This is a genomic window from Stenotrophomonas sp. SMYL8 (genome assembly GCF_036320065.1).
GTDB classification, from domain to species: Bacteria; Pseudomonadota; Gammaproteobacteria; order Xanthomonadales; family Xanthomonadaceae; genus Stenotrophomonas; species Stenotrophomonas maltophilia_A.
In genome coordinates this window covers 1-19,885 of sequence record NZ_JAWIRR010000025.1, presented here as the reverse complement: position 1 = coordinate 19,885, position 19,885 = coordinate 1, and the positions used below count along the sequence as shown (strand labels likewise).

The window sequence follows — 19,885 nt, the reverse complement described above, 5'->3', positions numbered from 1 at the left end:
ATCTCAACGCGACCTCAACGCCTTCAACAATGCCGCATTGAACTGCTTCGGGTCCTGCACCTGCGGCGAATGGCCCAGTTCGGCGAACTCGACCAGCGTCGCGCCCGGAATGGCCGCGGCCGCTGCTCTGCCCAGCTCCGGATAATTGCCGAGCGTCGCCTTCACCGCAGGCGGCGCCAGGTCACGGCCGATCGCGGTGCGGTCCTTCTGGCCGATGAACAACGTGGTCGGCACCTGCAGATTCTTCAGTTCGTAGACCACCGGCTGGTTGAACACCATGTCCGATGCCAGTGCCTGGCTCCATGCAACGACCTGCTTGCCCGGGCCTTCATACATGCCCGACTGCATCCGCGCCCACGGTTCATACGCCGGCTTCCACTTGCCGTCGTAGTACACGTCCAGCTGGTAGCGGCGGATGCTGTCATAGCTGATGTTCATTTCGCCGGCGTACCACGTGTCCACGCTGCGCCAGGGAACACCCAGCGCCTTCCAGTCTTCCAGCCCGATTGGATTGACCAGTGACAGGCTGCGCAGGTCCTGCGGGAACATCAGCGCGTAGCGCACCGCCAGCATGCCGCCCATCGAATGACCGACCAGGTGCACCGGTACATCACCCAGCTGCAGCTGTTGCAGCAGGGCATGGGTGTTGGCGGCCAGCTGCGCGAACGAATACTGGTAGCGTTCGGGCTTGCTGGATTTGCAGAAGCCCACCTGGTCCGGGGCGATCACCCGGTAGCCGGCGTTCAGCAGCGGCGCGATGGTCTGCTGCCAGGTGGCTGCGCAGAAATTCTTGCCGTGCAGCAGAACCACCACGCCGATGGCGCGGCGTTTGGGCAGGACATCCAGATAGGCCATTTCCAGTGGCTGCCGCTGCGACTCCAGTGCGAAGATCTTCACCGGATAGCCGTAGTCGAAACCCTCCAGCCGCGGCCCGTAGGTGGGCGCGGCCAAGGCAGGCAGCGGCAGGCAGGCAAGCAGGGCAGCAGCGATCACGCGCATGGGGCCAATCCGGGGCAGGGGAGCCCCGAGCCTAACCGGAACGCGGTGACGACGTCGTCCGATGTTGAGCCGGGCCCATGCCCGGCTGCAGGGTAGAGCCAGGCCATGCCTGGCTGCGGCCATCAGCACTCGATGACGTTCACCGCCAGGCCACCGCGGCTGGTTTCCTTGTACTTGTCCTGCATGTCGCGGCCGGTATCGCGCATGGTCTTGATTACCTTGTCCAGCGACACCTTGTGCTTGCCGTCGCCGCGCATCGCCATGCGCGAGGCATTGATCGCCTTCACCGCACCCATCGCATTGCGCTCGATGCACGGAATCTGCACCAGTCCACCAATCGGGTCGCAGGTCAGGCCCAGGTTGTGTTCCATGCCGATTTCCGCAGCATTCTCGATCTGGCTCGGGTTGCCGCCCAGCGCCGCGACCAGGCCGCCGGCCGCCATCGAGCAGGCCACGCCTACTTCACCCTGGCAACCCACTTCGGCACCGGAAATCGAAGCGTTTTCCTTGTACAGGATGCCGATCGCCGCCGAGGTCAGCAGGAAGTCGAACACGCGCTGCTCGTTGGCGCCGGGGCAGAAACGGTCGAAGTAATGCAGCACGGCGGGCAGCACGCCGGCTGCACCGTTGGTCGGCGCGGTCACGACGCGACCACCGGCGGCGTTTTCTTCGTTCACCGCCAGTGCGTACAAGTTGACCCAGTCCAGCGTGGTCAGCGGATCGCGCATCGCCGCTTCCGGCTTCGACGACAGCTCGCGGTACAGCGCCGGTGCACGACGGCCGACCTTCAGGCCACCCGGCAGCACGCCTTCCTCGCGGATGCCACGCGCGACGCACGACTGCATCGCGCTCCAGATCTCGCGCAGGTTGGCGCGGATCTCGTCTTCGCTGCGCCAGCACTTCTCGTTCTCGAACATCAACTGGGCAATGCTCAGGCCGCTGCGTGCGGTCTGCGCCAGCAGCTCGTCGCCGCTCTTGAACGGGTAGGGCAGCGGGGTCTCGTCGGGCACGATGCGGTCATCGGCCGCGTCGTCCTGGTTGACCACGAAGCCGCCACCGACCGAGTAGTAATCGCGGGTGGCAATTACTTCGTCCTCGGCGTTGTACGCGGTGAAGCGCATGCCGTTGGTGTGGTACGGCAGCTTCTGGCGCTTGTTCATGCCGAGGTCGCGCTTTTCGTCGAAGGCGATCTCGTGCTGGCCCATCAGCTGGATGCGCTTGCTGCTGCGGATGCGCTCCAGCGTGGCCGGGATGATGTCCGGGTCGATCAGGTTCGGCCGCTGCCCTTCCAGGCCGAGCAGGATCGCCTTGTCGGTACCATGGCCGCGGCCGGTCAGCGCCAGCGAGCCATAGACATCGGCGCGGATGCGCGCGACCTCGTGCAGGCGGCCCGGGTCGAGCAGCCAGCGGTGGATGAATCGCTCGGCGGCCTTCATCGGCCCGACGGTGTGCGAGGAGCTCGGGCCAATGCCGATCTTGAAAACGTCGAACGTGCTGACAGCCATGGTTGCCGTACTGCGGGTACCGGAAGAGACCGCTATTCTAGCGGTTCACGCCGCACTTCAATGGCTGCGGCGCAGCATTTCCACCAAGGGGACCCTGCCGGTGTTGACTCTGTTCCAGCGTGACGACTGCCACCTGTGCGACATGGCGCTGGCCGAGCTGGCCAAGGCCAGGGCGCCGGAATTCGAATCGGTGTTCCTGGATGACCAGCCAGCGCTGGAATCGCGCTACGGCGCGCGGGTGCCGGTGCTGCGCGACGAGCGCGGCGACCGTGAGCTGGACTGGCCGTTCGACGCGGCCACGGTTCGGGCGTGGCTGGCCGTCGATCGGTAGTGCCGGCCGCTGGCCGGCACCTGCCCGCATCGGTGAGGTTGCCGGCCAGCGGCGGGGGGGGGGGGGGGGGGGCGGGGGGGGGGGGGGCCGGGGCCGCCCCCCCCCCCCGCCCCCGCGGGGGGGGGCCCCCCCCCCCCCCCCCGCCACCACCGGAGATGATGGCCGGGGCGGTGCCCCGGCCCGTTGATCATTTCGCGTTGAACTTCACGATCGTGCTGATCGCGGTTTCGTCCGGGATGGTCTTGGTGTCGGCCCAGTCACCGCTGCCGACGCCGAAGTCCAGGCGCTTGACGGTGGCCTTGCCGGTCAGCACCGGCTGGGTGCCCGGCTTCCAGGTGAAGGTGAGGGTGACCGGCTTGCTGACGCCGCGCAGCTCCAGCGTGCCGTCGGCGGCGAACTGGTCGTTGCCCACCGCACGGAAGCCCTTGGCGGTGTAACGCGCAGTGGCGAACTTGCCGACGTTGAAGAAGTCGGCGGTCTGCAGGGTCGAGTCGCGGTCGCTGTTGCCGCTCTTGGCACCGGCCAGCGGAATCACCACGTCCAGCGAACCGGCGGCCGGGTTGGCCGGGTCGAAGCTGAGCTTGGTGGCAAAGCCCGGGAAGCTGCCGGTGAACACTTCGCCGTCGTACTTGGTGGCGAACACCAGGATCGAGCCGGCACCGGGGGCCTGCGCGTAGTCCGCGGCGAGCGCCGGGGCGGTGGCCAGCATGCCGGCCAGGGCGGCGGCCACGGCGGCCGGAGTGGTCAGTTTCAGGTTCATCGGTCAGTCCTTCTGAGGGGAGGCGAGCCAGCCGCGCGGCAACATGCGGGACAGCGTTGCATCGCGCTGGAACATGTGGTGGTAGAAGGCAGCGCCGGCATGGGCCAGCACCACCGCGATCAACAGCCAGAAGCCGTATTCGTGGATGGCGTGGGACACCGCGACGACCTGCGGATCCGGGCCACTCAGCTTGGGCACATCAACCAGGCCGAACCAGCGGAACGGGCGCAGGCCACTGGCCGAGTCGTACAGCCAGCCCGACAGCGGGATGGCGAACATCAGCACATACAACAGTACGTGGGTGGCGCTGGCGATGCGCTCCTGCCAGCTGGGCACGCCCGGCACCGGCTTGGGGGCGCCGGCGTACAGGCGCCAGCCGAGGCGGAACAGCACCAGCGCCAGTACGGTGATGCCGATCGACTTGTGTGCGGTGTAGACCCAGAAGTACTTGGGCGTCTTGGGCAGTTCGCCCATGGTCAGGCCGACCACGCCCAGGGCGAGGATCAGCAGTGCGATCAACCAATGCAGGATCTGGCTGACACTCCCCCAGGCGGCGGGGGTGTTCTTGGCGGTCATGAAAGGTCCTCTAGCGGGCCGTCTTGGGGTCGGAGTGCGGAACGGGAGCGGGAGTTCCCGGGGCGTCGCTGCGGTCGAGGGTGGCTTCAGCCTCGATCCTCAGCTGTACTGCATCACCGATGACGCCCGGCCAGGCGGTGATGCCGAACGCGCGCCGGCTCAGCGTGGTGCTGGCGGAAAAACCGGCGGTGCGTCGGAACGGGGGGAGGGGGTAGCGCTTGATGGCGTTGAGGGTCACGTCCAGGGTGACTTCCTGGCTGACGCCGCGCAGGGTCAGGGTACCGATCACGTGGGCGCGCCTGGCATCGATCGGTTCGACCCGGCTGGAGACGAAGCGCGCGCTGGGGAAACGCTCGCCGTCGAGCAGGCTGCGGGCCAGCGTGGCCTGGTTCCATTTGGCATCACCAAGGTCCAATCGCGACACGGGGACCTCGACATCCAGTGTGGCCTCGCGCCAGTTGTCGGGATCGAACTGCAGGCGGCCCTCACTGCCGGAGACCGTACCCATCGCCTGCGAGTAACCCGCGTGGTCGATGGTGAACAGCACACGCGTATGCACTGGATCGAGGCGATAGGTGTCTGCATCCGCCCAGGCGGGGGCGGTGGCGAGCAGCATCGGCAGCAGGGCCAGGCAGGGACGCATCGATGGCGGGCTCCGGAAGGGGACGTTGCGATCATACGCACAGCCCCCTGCCAACGTTGCGTGCATGGCTGCAACAGTTCGTGGTGGGTCCACCGGTGGAAACAGGCTGTTGCAGCCATGAACCCGGCCCTGTGTGACAATCGGGACAGGACAGGGGGTTCAGGATGACGAGCGGTTGGCGCCTGTGGTGCCGAGGCATCGCGGGAATGGGGCTGCTGCTGATGGCGTTCGCCACGGCGGCCACGGCCCTCGACATGGCGGAAACACCGCGCCTGCGCCGTTTCGGTGCAGCTGAAGGCATGCCCTCGCGCATGGTGCTGGCGCTGGCCGAAGACCGCCAGGGCCATATCTGGGCGGCCACCGATGGCGGCCTGGTGCGCTATGACGGCGGCAACCTGCGGGTCTGGGAACATGATCCGGAGCAGCCGGGCTCGCTGCCCGGCAACGAGATCGAGACCCTGCTGGTCGATCCCCTGGACCGCGTCTGGGTCGGCATCAATGGCAAGGGCGTGGCCCGGCTGGATGCCGACCGCGAACGCTTCAAGACCTTCGATGCGGTCAACGGCCCCTGCATGAGCCAGTTCTGGACGCTGGCCTACGCCGAGGATGCACTGTGGATCGGCACCAGTGGCCATGGCGTCTGCCGTTTCGGTGAAGACGGCAGCCTGCGCTTCTTCGAGCATGATCCGGCCCGTCCCGGCGGGTTGCCCAGCAATACCATCTACAGCAGCCTGGTCGACGCGCAGGGGCGACTGTGGATCGGCACCGAGGCGGGCATTGCGCGCTGGAACGGGACTGGATTCGAGGCTGTCGCGCCGCGCGAACTGGGGGCGCTGAGTGTGTTGCGCCTGAGCCGCGACCCCGATGGCTCGATCTGGGCCGGCAGCCAGAATGACGGCCTCTACCGTATCGACGCGCAGGACCGGGTCAGCCGTCCGCGCTGGGCCGACAGTGCGCGCCTGCGTTCGGCACTGGTGCTGGCCGATCGCCAGGGCGGTTACTGGGCGGGCACCTCCGATGGCCTGTTGCGTGGAGATGCCAGCATGCTGCGGCGGCTCGACGGCGACCGCGGCAGTGGCTTCCTCACTGCCCAGAGCGGTGTGCTTGATCTGATGCAGGACCATGAGGGCGGATTGTGGGTGGCGCTGCTGACCCAGGGCCTGGCCTACCTGCCGCCGGACTGGCGCCGGTTTTCGATCTGGAACCAGCTTGACGGCAAGCCGCTGGACAGCCAGTACCTGCTGAGTGCAGCCAGTGATGGCCGGAATTACTACGTCGGCTCAGCGCATGGCGTGTACCAGCTGGACGCGCAGGGAGTACTGAAGTTGTTGGCCAGCGATCGCGAGATCGGCAGCGGGGCGGTGTGGTCGGTGCTGCCGCGGCCGGACGGGCGCCTGTGGCTGGGGCGTGCCGGCCGCATCAGCGTGTACGACCCGGCCACCCGCGCGCTGCACGATTGGCATATCGATGGGGGAGCCGATCTGCGCCAGCGCATCGATCTGATGCGGCAGGCCCCCGATGGCACGGTCTGGCTGTCGGTGATGAACCTGGGCCTGCAGCAGCGCAGCGCCGATGGCCGCGTGCTGCGTAGTTACCCGCTGGAGGATCTCCGCAAGACCGCCGATTCACCTGTTGAGCAGATCCGCTTTGATGCCCAGGGCAAGGCCTGGGTGATGGGCGACATGGGGATCTGGCGTGAACAGGCCGGGCGCTTCGAAGCGGTGCCGGGCGTTTCGCGCGGGCTGATCTACGATCTGGTGTGGGTGGATCCGCAGCAGCTGTGGCTGGCCCGGCAGGGGGCGCTGGAACGCTACCAATGGGATGGCATGAGCCTGCGCCTGATCCAGCGCATCGATGGCAGTGCTGGCGTACCCTCGGTCAGCATGGGCGGACTGGCGCTGGCCGAAGACGGCCGCCTGTGGGCGACCACGCCACGTGGCCTGCTGCGGTGGGACCCGAAGACGCGCCGCCTGCAGCAGTTCAACGAACGCGATGGCCTGCCCGACGCCGAGTTCACCAGCAGGCCGCCGGCGGTGAATGCCGATGGTCGCGTGCTCGCGGTGGCCCAGACCGGCCTGGTCGTGTTCGATGTGAATGCTGCCGATGCGGTGCTGCCGCCGTCGTCGCTGGTGATCGCCGAGGTCCGCGTGCGGCGTGATGATGCCCGCGGCTGGCAACCGCTGCCGACCACCGGCACGCTGTTGCTGGGGCCGGATGATCGTGATCTGCAGATCGATGCGCGACTGCTTTCCTATGCCAATCCTCAGGGCAACCGTTACCGCTTCCGGGTGCAGGGCTACGACCAGAACTGGGTGGAGCAGGGCGGTGACGGCCAGCGCACGTTGTCGCGGCTGCCGACCGGCAGCTACGTCATTGAAGTCCAGGCGGCAACGGCCAGTGGCACGTGGACGCCTTCACAGCGGTTGCAGGTGAAGGTGTTGCCACCCTGGTGGCGCAGCGGCATGGCAATCTTCGGCTACCTGCTGATCGGCTCGCTGCTGCTGCTTATCCTGGTGTGGTCGATCCGTGCGCGCCTGCGCCGCCGCCAGCAATGGCAGTTGACCGTGCACAAGCAGCAACTGGCAGAGCAGGCCTCCCAGGCCAAGAGCCGGTTCCTGGCCACGCTGGGCCATGAGGTGCGCACGCCGATGACCGGTGTGCTCGGCATGAGCGAGTTGCTGCTGGCCACCCCGCTGGATGCGGTGCAGCGCAGCTATGCAGGCTCGATCCAGCAGGCTGGCAGCCACCTGCTGCGGCTGGTCAATGACGCGCTGGATCTGGCCCGCATCGAGGCCGGCCGGCTGGAGCTGGACCTGCGCCCGTTCGATCTGGCTGGCCTGCTGGACCAGGTGCAGGCGTTGATGGAGCCGATGGCGAAGCAGCGCAACCTGGAGTTCCAGCGTGGGGGCGATCCGCCGGGGCCGATCAGCGTCAGCGGCGACGAGATGCGCGTGCGGCAGATCCTGCTCAACCTGCTGGGCAATGCAATCAAGTTCACCGAGCGCGGGCACGTCGGCCTGGCCGTGCGCCTGGAAGAGAACGGTGGCGGACTCTGCTTCGAAGTGCATGACACCGGCCCGGGCATCAACGCCGAGCAGCAGGACCGGCTGTTCCATCGCTTCGAACAGGCGGACGGCCCGCGCACCGCGTCGCGCTATGGCGGCAGCGGGTTGGGCCTGGCGATCTGCCAGGAGCTGGCCGTGGCCATGAACGGACGCATCGAAGTGGACAGCCAGCCGGGCAAGGGCGCGCGATTCCGGGTGTGGTTGCCGCTGCCCTGGATCCGGCAGGCCGCCAATGCGCCGGGCGAGTCGCCGGTGCTGCCGGTGCTGCCGCCGCTGCGCATCCTGCTGGTGGAAGATGACGCGACCGTGGCCGAGGTCATCGCCGGCCTGCTGCGTGGCCGTGGCCACGACGTGGTGCACGTGCTGCATGGCCTGGGCGCGCTTTCGGAGATTGCCACCGATGGTTTTGACGTGGGCCTGCTCGATCTCGATCTGCCCGCGCTGGACGGCACCGCCATCGCTCGCCAGCTGCGTACCATGGGCTATGAACTCCCCCTGGTGGCGGTCACCGCGCGCTCCGATGCCTACGCCGAGACCCAGGTCCTGGCGGCCGGGTTCGATGGCTTCCTGCGAAAGCCGGTGACCGGTGACATGCTGGTGACTGCCATTGCCCAGGCGCGCGCAAAACGACAAACCGCCCTTTGAATGCGCCAGCGCCGGGCGTGAACGGCGCGACTTTCGGTTTACCATGCCGACGCCCGTAGAGCGGGAATCATCAGAAGCAGCGTGAGGAGGCAATCGGTGGTGTATCTGCGGGCGGCGATGCTGCTGCTGGTCCTCCTGTGCTGCCTGTCGCCCGCTGCGGCGCAGCCGGTGCCACCGAGCCCGCGCCAGGTGACGGTGTTCGACGGCTTGCCGTCCAATACCGTGAACCGCATGGCCGAGGATCGTTACGGTTACCTCTGGATCGCCACCAACGACGGTCTGGCCCGCTACGACGGGCGCAACTACCGGATCTGGCGCTCGGAAGACGGCCTGCGCGACAACCGCATCTGGACGGTGCTGGTCGATGCCCGCAACCAGCTCTGGATCGGCACCGAGAACGCGGGCCTGGTACGGATGTCGGCCGATCGCCGCCAGCTGCATTTCTACGACCGCAGCAGCCAGCCGTTGATGGGCACCAACACGGTCTGGAGCCTGGCCACCACGCCGGATGGTTCGGTCTGGTTCGGCACCCACGAAGGTGGTCTGTACCGCCTGGACAACCAGGACCGGCTGCAGCGCTTCCTGCCCGAAGCGAACAACCCACGCAGCCTGCCGGCCGCATCGGTGCCTTATCTGGCAACCCTGGCCGATGGCAGCCTGTGGATCGGCACCAAGCATGGTGTCGCGCGCTGGACCGGCACGGACTTTGAACGGGTTGGTGCCGGCATCGTTCCCAGCCTGCTGATCAATGGCCTGACGGCCGAGCCCGATGGCAGCCTCTGGATCAGCACGATGGCCGGTGCCATCGTGCGTCGTCCAGATGGTCGTTTCGAGGCACCGTCCTGGAAGCTGCCCGAAGGCGAACAGGTGCTGGGCATGATGCTGCGCGACGAGCAGGGCGGGCACTGGCTGGACACCCGCACCGGCCTTGGCCGCGCGGTCGATGGCCAGTACCAGGCCGTGCCGCTGTACAGCGCGGTGGCGCGTGGCCCGGTACGCCCGAACTGGACCGGCGCCTACGAGGATCGCGAGGGGGGCATCTGGCTGGCCAGCACCAACGCCGGCCTGTGGCACCTGCTGCCGCGCTGGTGGCAGTTCTCGGTGCTGTCGCGGCTGGAGGACGACCCCCGCTCGCTGCGCAATGCCTTCGTGCTGGGTACCAGCCCGTCCAGCAACGGCGGCATCTGGACGGTCGGCAGCCACGGCGCGCTGGACCGCTTCGATCCGAAGACCGGCCGCATCGAACAGCACCGCACCTGGGTCAACGGCATGCACTGGCTGACCTCGGTGCGCGAGGATCGCCGCGGCCAGGTCTGGATCGGCTCCAACGACGCGCTGCTACGCTACGACCCGAAGCGGCGTGATCTGCGCCGCTGGGGCCGGGATGCCGGCGCCGACGCGACCATGGAAGGGGTCATCGAATCGATGATGACCTGTGATGGTGACAGCCTCTGGCTGATGCTGCCGTCGGGTCTTCAGCAGCGCGATCTGGAAGGGCGCCTGCGGCGCCAGCTGGACAATGGCCAGCGCGGATTGCAGCAGGGCCAGCTCAATCTCGATGTGGAATGCGGGCCGCAGGACCATATCTGGCTGGCCAGCAGCCGAGGCCTGCTGCAGTGGCTGCCGGAAAGCGAGCGCTTCCAGCCGGTGCCGGGCGCACCGGCGACCGCGATCCATGCACTGCACGTGGGCAGCGATGGCCAGGTCTGGCTGTCCGAGGATGGCCGCCTGTCGCGCTACCGCTGGAGCCAGGGCCGGCTGGAGCGGCAGGCCGTGATCGGTGCCGAGCAGGGCTACCCGGCGATCTCCGCTTCGGGGCTGGTGGTCGATGCACAGGGGGTGGCGTGGGCAACCAGCGCGCGTGGCCTGGTGCGCATCGGCGCCGATGGCCAGAGCGTGCGCCTGTATGGCGTGCATGACGGCCTGCCGAGCCAGGAATTCCGCGAGCACACGCTGGTGATGTCGGGAGACGGCCATCTGGTGGCGGGTACGCCGGCCGGTGTGGTGGTGTTCGACCCGGAGCAGGTGCGGCCCTCGATGCGGCGTGCGCCGCTGGTGATCGAGCGGGTGGAGGTGCGCCGCAACGAGCAGGTGCTGGACCTCACCCACGACACGCCGTTGCAGATCGCCGATGGCGACCGCGATCTGCGCATCGTCGCGCGCCTGTTGTCGTTCGCCGATTCGGCGTCCAATACCTATCGTTACCGGTTGGCCGGCTATGACCCGGACTGGGTGGAAGTGGGACCGGCCGGTGAGCGCCTGTTCTCGCGGCTGGCACCGGGCAGCTATCGGCTGGAAGTGCAGGCGCGGTCGGCCGACCATGTCTGGTCACGGGTGCAGAGTCTGGAATTCCGCGTGCAGCCACCGTGGTGGCGCAGCCTGTCCGGCCTGCTGGTGCTGGCCTCGTTCGCGCTGCTGCTGACCAGCTGGTTCGCCTGGCTGTACCGTCGCCGCCTGCAGCGTCGCCACGCCTATCAGCTGGCGCTGCACAAGCAGGAGCTGGCCGAGCAGGCGTCGGCGGCCAAGACCCGCTTCCTGGCCAACCTTGGTCATGAGATCCGCACGCCGATGACCGGTGTGCTCGGCATGAGCGAGCTGCTGCTGTCCTCACCGCTGGATCCGCAGCAGCGCGGCTATACACAATCAATCCGCCACGCCGGCGAGCACCTGCTGCATCTGGTCAACGATGCGCTGGACCTGGCGCGGATCGAATCGGGCCGTCTGGAGTTGCAGTCCAAGCCGTTCGCGCTGAGCTGCCTGCTGCAGGACCTGGCGGCGCTGATGGGCCCGTTGGCTGCACAGAAGGGCCTGCGCTTCACCCTCGACAACCAGTTGCCGCCCGGCCTGCAGGCCACCGGCGACGCGATGCGGGTACGGCAGATCCTGCTGAACCTGCTCTCGAATGCGGTCAAGTTCACCAGCCGCGGCACCATCACCCTGCACGCGCGCAGCGACGCCGAGCTGCGATCGCTGCATTTCGAAGTGCGCGACACCGGCCCCGGCATCAGCCAGGAGCAACAGCAACGCCTGTTCCGCCGCTTCGAGCAGGCCGATGGTGCACGTACCGCGGCGCAGTACGGCGGCAGTGGCCTGGGCCTGGCGATCTGCCGCGAACTGGCGCATGCGATGCAGGGGCGGATCCAGGTGGAGAGCCAGCTCGGTCGCGGCACCTGCTTCGGCGTGACGTTGCCGTTGCCGATGGTGGTCGATGCCGATGCCGAAGCAGATGGTGAAACGCACCGCGAGGACGCGGCCAACATGCCGCCATTGCGGGTACTGCTGGTGGAGGACGACGCGACTGTGGCCGATGTGGTGCGCGGGCTGCTGAGTGCGCGCGGGCACGAGGTGGTACATGCGGGCCATGCGCTGGCGGCACTGCGTGAGATCAGTGCCGGTGATTTCGACGTCGGCCTGCTGGATCTCGACCTGCCGGGCCTGAGCGGTTTCGAGCTGGCCCAGCATCTGCGCAACCAGGGCTACATGCTGCCACTGCTGGCGGTGACCGCGCGTACTGACCCGGACCTGCAGCAGCAGGTGGAGGCGGCCGGCATCGGTGGCTTCCTGCGCAAGCCGGTGACCGGGGAACTGCTGGTGGAAGCGATCGCCCGGGTGATGGGAAGGTAGGGTTTATTGCAGGGCTTGCAGCCCTGCACCTGCAGAAGCAACGTCAACGTCAAAAGCGCGCAATCCGTGGGATGGCGGGGTGGGTCCGGTTGCGGGGGACGCTGCAAGTCCCCCTCCGGGGCCCGGCCCAGCCGCTGGCGGCTGTGCGTGCGGGCGCTTGCGAAGCGGTGCTTCGCAAGCAAAGCGCCTTCACCCATGTAAGCTCGGTCGCCGCTTGCTCGTGTGCGCTGTCCTGCGCACACGGCAAGACCGGGGTTGGGCCTCCTGCCCAACTCGCCCGAGGCATGCCTCGGGCCCATGCGGCTCACGCCCCCACAACCGAACCCACCCCGCCTTCGACAGATTCTCGCGAGGTGCCGACAGTTGCTTTCTGTAGAGCCGAGCCATGCTCGGCTCAGATCTTTCCGATATCGAAATATTCGATTTCGATGAAGTTTCATCCACGCATGGCGTGGATCTACTTACCGTCACCGGGAAACTATCGGGGGTGGGGCGGTGTGGGGCTGCAGGACCGTTGGCGCCATGGATGGCGCCATCGAGCCCCCAAGGATGGGTTTACGGCGTGTCCTGAAGCCCCACACCGCACCGCCCAGCGCACAGCATTCACCGAGCCGGTTTTTGCTGTTGCTGCGGCTTCTAGCGGGTGCAGGGTGCAACCCTGCCGAACCCCCTCACTCCGCGACGTGCTCGACCTGCCGTGGCTCCGGCTTGGTATCGGGCAGCTGCCAGAAGATCATCGTCGAGGTCAGGGTGATCGCGCCCACGCACAGGAACGTGGCATGCAGCGCGGCGGTGGCGCTGTTGCTGTCCAGGTGATTGCCGAACGCGGCCAGCAGGCTGCCGGCCGCCGCGGCACCGAAACCGGCGGCGAGCATCATCACCATCGACAGCAGGCTGTTGCCGGAACTGGCGAACTCGCGGTCCAGATCCCGCAGCGTCACGGTGTTCATCACGGTGAACTGCAGTGAATTGACCGCACCGAAGAACGCCAGCTGCAGCAGGCGCCAGGCCAGGTGCTGGCCGGGCGTCATCAGGATGAAGCTGGCCATCGCCAGGCCCACCAGCACGGTGTTGACCATCAGCACGCGGCGGTAGCCGTAGCGCTCGACCAGCTTCACCGCCAGCTTCTTCGACACCATGCCGGCCGCCGCCACCGGCACCATCATCAGGCCGGCGTTCATCGGGCCAAGGCCCAGGCCGACCTGCAGCAGCAGCGGGATCAGCATCGGCATGGCGCTGCTGCCGATGCGCGAGAACAGGTTGCCAAGGATGCCGATGCGGTAGCTGGGCACGCGGAACAGCGCCAGCGAGAACAAGGGCGCGGTGGAGTTGGCGGCATGCAGCCAGTAACCGACCAGTGCGGCCAGGCCGGCCACGGTCATCAGCATCACCAGCGCATGTGGCGTTCCGAGCCCGGAGATGCCGTCCAGCGCCAGCGACAGCACCACCATCGCAAAGGCCAGCATGATGTAGCCGCGCAGGTCGAAACGGGTGCGATGGCTGGCGTAGTGGTCGGGCATGATCTTCATCGCGGCGATGAAACCGATCACGCCGATCGGCAGGTTGATCAGGAACACCCAGTGCCACGAGGCGATTTCGACCAGCCAGCCGCCCAGTGTCGGGCCGATCAACGGGCCGACCAGTGCCGGAATGGCGATGAAGCTCATCGCGCGCAGGAAATCCTCGCGTGGCACCGAACGCATCACTGCCAGGCGGCCGACCGGCAGCAGCATCGCACCGCCGATACCCTGCAGCACACGTGCCCCAACCAGCTGGTGCAGGTGCTGGGCCAGCGCGCAGGCCAGCGAGCCGAGGGTGAACAGGATGATCGCTACCAGGAAGGTACGACGCGTGCCGTAACGGTCGGCAATCCAGCCGGAGGCAGGGATGAAAGTGGCCACCGCCAGCGCGTAGCTGAACACCACCGACTGCATCTGCAGCGGGCTTTCTCCCAGGCTGGCCGCCATCGCCGGCAAGGCCGTGTTGACGATGGTCGAGTCCAGCATCTGCATGAAGATCGCCAACGAAACCAGCCACAGCAGGGGGCGCTGGCGGTTGTAGGTCGATGGCGATGTAGACATGGGGTGTGGCCGGTGCAGCGTGGGGGACGCCATGATCGCGCACTGCGGGTCACGGCGCGATCAACATCGCGCCGCAACCGCAACCGCATGCGCAATGCTCAGCGCTGGCTGTGCGCGTGCACCGCGTCGACCAGCACCTGCACGTGCGCCGGGTCCATGTCCGGCGACATGCCGTGGCCGAGGTTGAACACATGGCCCTCGCGCGAACCACCGTTGCCGGCGGCATAGGTGTCGAGCACGCGTGCTGCGGCTGCTGCGATCGCATCCGGCGAGGCGTACAGGGTGGTCGGGTCGAGGTTGCCCTGCAGGGCGACGCGGCCGCCGGTGCGGCGCATCGCCTCGTCCAGATCCAGCGTCCAGTCCAGGCCCAGCGCATCGGCACCGGTCTGCGACAGCGCTTCCAGATGCAGGCCGGTGCCCTTGCCGAACAGGATCAGCGGGGTGCGCTCGTTGCCTTCGCCGCGCTCCAGGCCCTCGGCAATCCGCTGCAGGTAGCGCAGCGAGAACTCGCGGTACATCGACGGCGACAGCACGCCACCCCAGGTATCGAATACCTGCAGCGCCTGTGCACCGGCCGCGCGCTGCGCGCCGAGATAGGCGATCACCGCCTCGGTGGTGACCTCCAGCAGGCGGTGCAGGGCCTGCGGATGGTTCAGTGCCATCGCCTTGATCCGCGCGAAGTCCTTGCTGCCGCCGCCTTCCACCATGTAGCAGGCCAGCGTCCACGGGCTGCCGGAGAAACCGATCAGCGGCACCTGGCCGTCCAGCTCACGGCGGATCAGGCGCACCGCGTCCATCACGTAGCCCAGGTCCTGTTCCATGTCCGGCACCGCCAGCCTGGCGATGGCCGCTTCATCACGCACCGGGTGGCGGAACTTCGGGCCTTCGCCTTCGACGAAGTACAGCTCCAGGCCCATCGCATCGGGAATGGTGAGGATGTCCGAGAACAGGATGGCCGCATCCAGCGGGAAGCGACGCAGCGGCTGCAGGGTGACCTCGCAGGCAATCTCCGGATTCTTGGCCATGGCCAGGAAGCTGCCGGCCTTGGCCCGGGTCGCGCGGTATTCCGGCAGGTAGCGTCCGGCCTGGCGCATCAGCCAGACGGGGGTGCAGTCCACCGGTTCGCGGCGCAGGGCGCGCAGCAGGCGATCGTTGCGGAGAGGGCTGGTCACGATGGGCATTCCTTGGACGAAAGTTGGCAGCGGCGTCAGTCGCCGTGCGAGAGGATCTGGAAACCGCGATGCAGCTCGGCATCGCGGGCCTTCTCGAAGGCGTGGCGGGCTTCGTCGGCCTGCAGGAACAGCTCGCGCCGCAGCTGCGAGCGGCTGCCGACGCGACCGCTCTCGCGCAGCAGTTCCCAGCCGCCGAACAGATCCGGCTGCAGGCTCAGGCGCAGGAAGCGCGGTGCCTGCGCACCGGCGTCGGGATGTTGCAGGTAGACGTGCATGGCGCCGATTGTAGCGGGGCCAGGGTGACCCCGGCCGCAACGCGGTGGTGCCGGCCGCTCGCCGGCAATCCTGCCGCGCAGCCCGGTAGTGGGGGGGGGGGGGGGGGGGGGCGGCGGGGGGGGGGGGGGGGGGGGGGGGGGCGCCCCGCCGCCCGCGGCCGCCCCCCGCGGTGGCGCGCGCCCCCCCCCCCCCCCCCCCCCCCACCCCCGGCCCGACAGTACCTTCAGCACCGCCGCCTCATCCACGTCCGGCACCACTTCGGCGCGGCCCATGCCACGCCACAGCACCAGGCGCAGGCGGCCGGCCACGTTCTTCTTGTCCAGCCGCATGCGGCCGAGCAGGGCCTGCGGGGCCAGTCCTGCGGGGATCGCCACCGGCAGGCCGAGGCGTTCCAGCAATGCCTGCAGGCGCACGCGGTCGGCATCGTCGGCCAGGCTCAGGTCGGTGGACAGCTTCGCCGCCAGCACCATGCCCACCGCTACGGCCTCGCCATGGTTCAGCGCATCGCGGCCCGGGGCGGAATAGCCCTGTTCGGTCTCGATGGCGTGGCCGAAGGTGTGTCCCAGGTTGAGCAGGGCACGCTCCCCCTTCTCGAACGGATCGCGTTCGACGATGGCGGCTTTGTGCCGGCAGCTGCGTGCAATTGCCTCGGCCAGCACCGCATCCTCGCCGGCCAGCAGCGCCCCGGCGTGTTGCTGCAGCCATTCGAAGAACACCGCATCGCCCAGCGCGCCGTACTTCACCACTTCGGCCAGGCCGGCGCGCAGCTCGCGCGGCGGCAGGGTGGCCAGCACGCGGGTATCGGCGATCACCGCGCGCGGCGGATGGAACGCGCCGACCAGGTTCTTGCCGGCGGGAATGTCGACCGCGGTCTTGCCGCCCACCGACGAATCGACCATCGCCAACAGGGTGGTCGGAAGCTGCACGCAGTCCACGCCGCGCATCCAGCAGGCCGCGGCAAAACCAGCGAGATCACCGACCACGCCGCCGCCGAGGGCGAACACGCAGGCGTCGCGGGTGGCGCCGAGTGCGGCCAGCGCTTCGATCGCACGACCGAACTCGGCCAGGGTCTTGGAAGCTTCGCCGGCGGCCAGTACGTGCTCGCCGACGATCAGGTCGGGGCGTGCGGCCAGCAGCGTCTGCTTCACCGCGGCCAGGTAGCGCGGAGCCACTTCGCTGTCGCTGAGCAGCAGCACGTGGCGGCCGCGCACATGCGAGGCCAGCGCGGTGCCGTCGGCCTGGGCACCAGCGCCGATGGTGATGGAGTAGGGGCGGTCGCCGCCAACGGCGACCTGCAACAGGGCGGGGGAAGTCATGCGGTCAGGTCCTGGCGCTGCCATTGCGTGGCCAGCTTGACCACCAGGTGGGCGGTCGCGTCGGCAGCGGTGTACGGGTCGGTATCGAGGGTGAGGTCGGCCAGTTCGCGGTACAGCGGGTCGCGGTGAGCAGCCAGATCGTGCAGCACCTGCTCGCGGTCCGGGCGCTGCAGCAGTGGCCTGCCTTTGTCGCGGGCCAGGCGTTCCAGCTGCGCGGTAACGCTGACCCGCAGGTAGACCACGAAGCCGCGCTGGGCGATCAGCGCACGGTTGTCCGGATCCAGTACGGCGCCGCCACCGGTGGAGACCAGCTGGCCGCGGCCTTCCAGCACACGGGCCAAGGCTTCGCGCTCATGGCTGCGGAAGCCGGTTTCACCCGAGTGCTCGAAGATGGTCGGGATGCTGGCGCCGGCGGCATCGACGATGGCCTGGTCGACATCGACGAAGTCCAGCGTGAAGCGCTCGGCCAGGCGGCGGCCGATGCAGGTTTTGCCGGCGCCCATCGGGCCGATCAGGATCAGGTTCGGAGCAGGATTCATGCCCTCCGATGCTAACACCTCCATGCCCTTGCCTTTACGTCCTTCACGTCAGGGTAGGCGTTCCTGCGGGGTCTCCCGCGCCAACCGGAGTACAGGCCATGACGGTCGCCAAGGTCATCGAAATCACCGCCTCCTCGCCCAAAAGCGTGGAAGACGCCGTGCGCAGCGGGCTGAAGAAGGTTTCCGAGACGGTCAAGGGCATCCAGGGCGCCTGGGTGAACGAGACCAAGGTGGTCACCAACGGCAGCGGCGAGATCACCGAATGGCGGGTCAACCTGCGGGTGACATTCCTGGTGGAGTAGGCGCGCTCAGCGCACGTCCTGCACCTGGCGCTGGCCATCCAGCACCACCACGTGGTCGGCGAGGGCGGGCAGGGCGTGCAGCGCCTGCCGGCTGACCCGCTCGTAGTACTGCACGAAACGCTCCAGCTGTGGCCGGCTCATGCCGTGCCGGCCCGGCTGCGCGGCCTCCAGGTTCTGTTCCTGCTGCCAGCGCCAGCGTGGCACCACCGAGAAATCCGGCGGCTGCAGGAACCACAGGCGGTCGCAGCGCTGCCACAGTGCCGGGTAGTCGCGGGCCAGCGCCTGGTTACACCAGCGACGCCAACGGCCATCGGCGTCGGCCTCGCGCTCCAGTGCGTTCAGCGGGCTGTCCAGTGCGTTGTCATCCTGCGCCGGTGTGCCGAGGAACCAGCCTTCGAACACCAGCAGGTCCAATGGCTGCTGCAGCTGCGGCCACTGAGCCTCGGGCAGGCGTTCATCGGCCAGCTTGTCGAATCGTGGCATCGCGAAGGGCTGGCGTGCGGCCACCGCGTCCAGCACGGCGTGGGCCAGCGGCAGGTCGTGGGTGCCGGGCGGCCCGCGGGTGATCAGCAGCGGATGCACCTGGCGGGCCAGTCGCTGGCGCTGCGCACGGGTGAGGTAGACGTCATCGATCGACAGCGTGGCCGCGTTCAGGCCGCGTGCCTGGGCGCGCGCCACCACCTGCGCGGCCAGCGTCGATTTGCCGCTCCCCTGCAGGCCGCTGATCGCCAATACTGGAACCGCTGCGCCGCTGCCCAGCGCATCATCCAGCGTCTGTTCGGCCAATGTTTCGGGGAATCCTTTCACCTGGGGCATATACGCAGCAGCGGCCATGCAGCCACAATAGCCCAATCCGTGTGAGAAGAACGCAATCATGAGCGACCTGTACGCCGAAGCCCTGTCCACGTTTGCCGGCCTGTTCGACGAGGCCAGGCAGAGCCGCGAGGTCGAGCCGAATGCGATGACCGTGGCCACCGCCGATACGCAGGGCCGTCCCTCGGCGCGTACCGTGCTGCTGAAGGCCTTCGACGAGCGTGGCTTCGTCTTCTACACCCACCTGGACAGCCACAAGGGCCAGGAGCTGCAGGCCAATCCGCAGGCCGCGCTGTTGTTCCTGTGGCGCAGCCTGCGCGAGGCGGGTATCCAGGTGCGCATCGAAGGCCGTGTCGAGCAGGTTGCCGATGCTGAAGCCGACGCCTACTTCGCCAGCCGCCCGCGCATGAGCCAGATCGGCGCCTGGGCCTCGCAGCAGTCGAAGACGCTGGCGACGCGCGAGGAATTCGACGCGCGCGTGGCCGAGATCGAAGCCAGCTTCGAGGGCAAGGACGTGCCGCGCCCGGACGGCTGGAGCGGCCTGCGCGTGGTACCCGACCGCATCGAGTTCTGGTACGGCGCGCAGTTCCGCCTGCACGAACGCTGGTGCTATGAAGCCGGTGCCGAAGGGCGCTGGAGCAAGCGCCTGCTGTATCCGTAAGGCAACCTGATGCAACGCCTGCCGCTGTACCGTGTGGTGGTGTTCGTGCCGTCGGCAGCACTGGATGTAGTGAAGCAGGGCATCCTCGCGGTGGACGCGCTGGCGGCCGGCGACTACGAGCACGGGATGTGGTGGTCGGCGCCGGGGTTCGAGCAGTTCCGCCCGCGCGTGGGTGCGTCGCCCGTGCAGGGTGAGGCGGGCCGCACCGAAGTGGTCGACAGCGTGCGTCTGGAATTCTGCCTGCCTCGGAATCCGCAGCGGCTGCAGCGCATCTTCGAACAGGGCATCGTGCCGCATCACCCGTGGCAGGTGCCGGTGGTGCAGGTGGAGGAAATCGAGCTGCTGCTGGCCGACAGGCGGCCGTTGTAGAGCCGAGCCATGCTCGGCTGCTTTTGCTCTGGCGCGTAAAGCAGTGGAGCATGGCTTGTATGTTCCTCCCGGCTCCTACGCGGTATGTAGGAGCCAGGGTGGAGGGACCGTCAAGCATGCATCTGCGGATACTAGCCGACAGACGAGTCGAGCGATCCCCATCCCGCACACGAACGTCGATAAAGGATCGTACGGCCCCCAAAGGGGA

The 19,885-nt window shown here is 68.0% G+C and carries 16 protein-coding genes and 1 pseudogene; 6 read left to right on the top strand and 11 right to left on the bottom strand.

Annotated elements, in window-relative coordinates:
• Window positions 1-3: 3 nt before the first annotated feature.
• Window positions 4-999, bottom strand: a complete 996-nt coding sequence (locus tag V3B25_RS17015) for an alpha/beta hydrolase (RefSeq protein ID WP_201117088.1) — start codon at window positions 997-999, stop codon at window positions 4-6.
• A 122-nt stretch (window positions 1,000-1,121) separates the two neighbouring features.
• Window positions 1,122-2,504: an L-serine ammonia-lyase gene (locus V3B25_RS17010; RefSeq protein ID WP_024956918.1), complete on the bottom strand. Its 1,383-nt coding sequence runs from the start codon at window positions 2,502-2,504 to the stop codon at window positions 1,122-1,124.
• Window positions 2,505-2,604: 100 nt separating this feature from the next.
• On the opposite strand from V3B25_RS17010, the gene V3B25_RS17005 reads away from it, so the two are divergent.
• Window positions 2,605-2,835, top strand: a complete 231-nt coding sequence (locus V3B25_RS17005; protein WP_049420967.1) for a glutaredoxin family protein — start codon at window positions 2,605-2,607, stop codon at window positions 2,833-2,835.
• Between the two features lie 187 nt (window positions 2,836-3,022).
• Here V3B25_RS17005 and V3B25_RS17000 read toward each other — a convergent pair whose 3' ends face one another.
• The 3 genes from V3B25_RS17000 to V3B25_RS16990 are packed head-to-tail and all read right to left on the bottom strand — an operon-like array spanning window position 3,023 to window position 4,814.
• Window positions 3,023-3,595: a YceI family protein gene (locus V3B25_RS17000; protein WP_049420950.1), complete on the bottom strand. Its 573-nt coding sequence runs from the start codon at window positions 3,593-3,595 to the stop codon at window positions 3,023-3,025.
• A gap of 3 nt (window positions 3,596-3,598) precedes the next feature.
• A complete protein-coding gene (locus V3B25_RS16995; protein ID WP_329811039.1) occupies window positions 3,599-4,171 on the bottom strand; it encodes a cytochrome b in 573 nt (190 codons plus the stop codon).
• 10 nt (window positions 4,172-4,181) lie between these two features.
• On the bottom strand, window positions 4,182-4,814 hold the full coding sequence (locus V3B25_RS16990) for a YceI family protein (RefSeq protein WP_049420948.1): 633 nt from the start codon (window positions 4,812-4,814) through the stop codon (window positions 4,182-4,184).
• A gap of 164 nt (window positions 4,815-4,978) precedes the next feature.
• On the opposite strand from V3B25_RS16990, the gene V3B25_RS16985 reads away from it, so the two are divergent.
• Complete coding sequence (locus V3B25_RS16985; protein ID WP_049420947.1) at window positions 4,979-8,524, top strand: ATP-binding protein; 3,546 nt, start codon at window positions 4,979-4,981, stop codon at window positions 8,522-8,524.
• 96 nt (window positions 8,525-8,620) lie between these two features.
• Entirely contained in the window at window positions 8,621-12,148 is a 3,528-nt protein-coding gene (locus V3B25_RS16980; protein WP_154264195.1) for a hybrid sensor histidine kinase/response regulator, read from the top strand.
• A 671-nt stretch (window positions 12,149-12,819) separates the two neighbouring features.
• Here V3B25_RS16980 and mdtD read toward each other — a convergent pair.
• From mdtD to V3B25_RS16955, 5 genes and pseudogenes are all read right to left on the bottom strand, one after another.
• Window positions 12,820-14,229 (bottom strand): multidrug transporter subunit MdtD, encoded by a 1,410-nt coding sequence (gene mdtD, locus V3B25_RS16975; RefSeq protein ID WP_010482759.1) that lies wholly within the window; start codon window positions 14,227-14,229, stop codon window positions 12,820-12,822.
• 98 nt (window positions 14,230-14,327) lie between these two features.
• Entirely contained in the window at window positions 14,328-15,410 is a 1,083-nt protein-coding gene (hemE, locus tag V3B25_RS16970) for a uroporphyrinogen decarboxylase (RefSeq protein WP_032127799.1), read from the bottom strand.
• 26 nt (window positions 15,411-15,436) lie between these two features.
• Window positions 15,437-15,676, bottom strand: coding sequence for a WGR domain-containing protein (locus V3B25_RS16965; RefSeq protein ID WP_032127800.1), 240 nt, complete (start codon window positions 15,674-15,676; stop codon window positions 15,437-15,439).
• A gap of 210 nt (window positions 15,677-15,886) precedes the next feature.
• Window positions 15,887-16,993: pseudogene (gene aroB, locus V3B25_RS16960) on the bottom strand (3-dehydroquinate synthase); the annotation flags it as partial.
• Window positions 16,990-17,532 (bottom strand): shikimate kinase, encoded by a 543-nt coding sequence (locus tag V3B25_RS16955; RefSeq protein ID WP_049421214.1) that lies wholly within the window; start codon window positions 17,530-17,532, stop codon window positions 16,990-16,992. The gene V3B25_RS16955 and the pseudogene aroB, both read right to left, overlap by 4 nt.
• A 98-nt stretch (window positions 17,533-17,630) precedes the next feature.
• Between V3B25_RS16955 and V3B25_RS16950 the strand changes: the two genes are divergently transcribed.
• Window positions 17,631-17,834: a dodecin family protein gene (locus tag V3B25_RS16950; protein WP_005410663.1), complete on the top strand. Its 204-nt coding sequence runs from the start codon at window positions 17,631-17,633 to the stop codon at window positions 17,832-17,834.
• Window positions 17,835-17,840: 6 nt separating this feature from the next.
• On the opposite strand, the gene V3B25_RS16945 is transcribed toward V3B25_RS16950, so the two are convergent.
• The gene (locus V3B25_RS16945; protein WP_329811038.1) at window positions 17,841-18,668 is read right to left on the bottom strand and encodes a kinase; all 828 of its coding nucleotides are present in this window, start codon (window positions 18,666-18,668) and stop codon (window positions 17,841-17,843) included.
• Between the two features lie 40 nt (window positions 18,669-18,708).
• Here V3B25_RS16945 and pdxH point away from each other — a divergent pair, with 40 nt between their 5' ends.
• Together pdxH and V3B25_RS16935 are read left to right on the top strand one after the other, a co-directional pair.
• Window positions 18,709-19,308: a pyridoxamine 5'-phosphate oxidase gene (gene pdxH / locus V3B25_RS16940; protein WP_329811037.1), complete on the top strand. Its 600-nt coding sequence runs from the start codon at window positions 18,709-18,711 to the stop codon at window positions 19,306-19,308.
• Window positions 19,309-19,317: 9 nt separating this feature from the next.
• Complete coding sequence (locus V3B25_RS16935; RefSeq protein ID WP_329811036.1) at window positions 19,318-19,677, top strand: hypothetical protein; 360 nt, start codon at window positions 19,318-19,320, stop codon at window positions 19,675-19,677.
• Window positions 19,678-19,885: the final 208 nt, after the last annotated feature.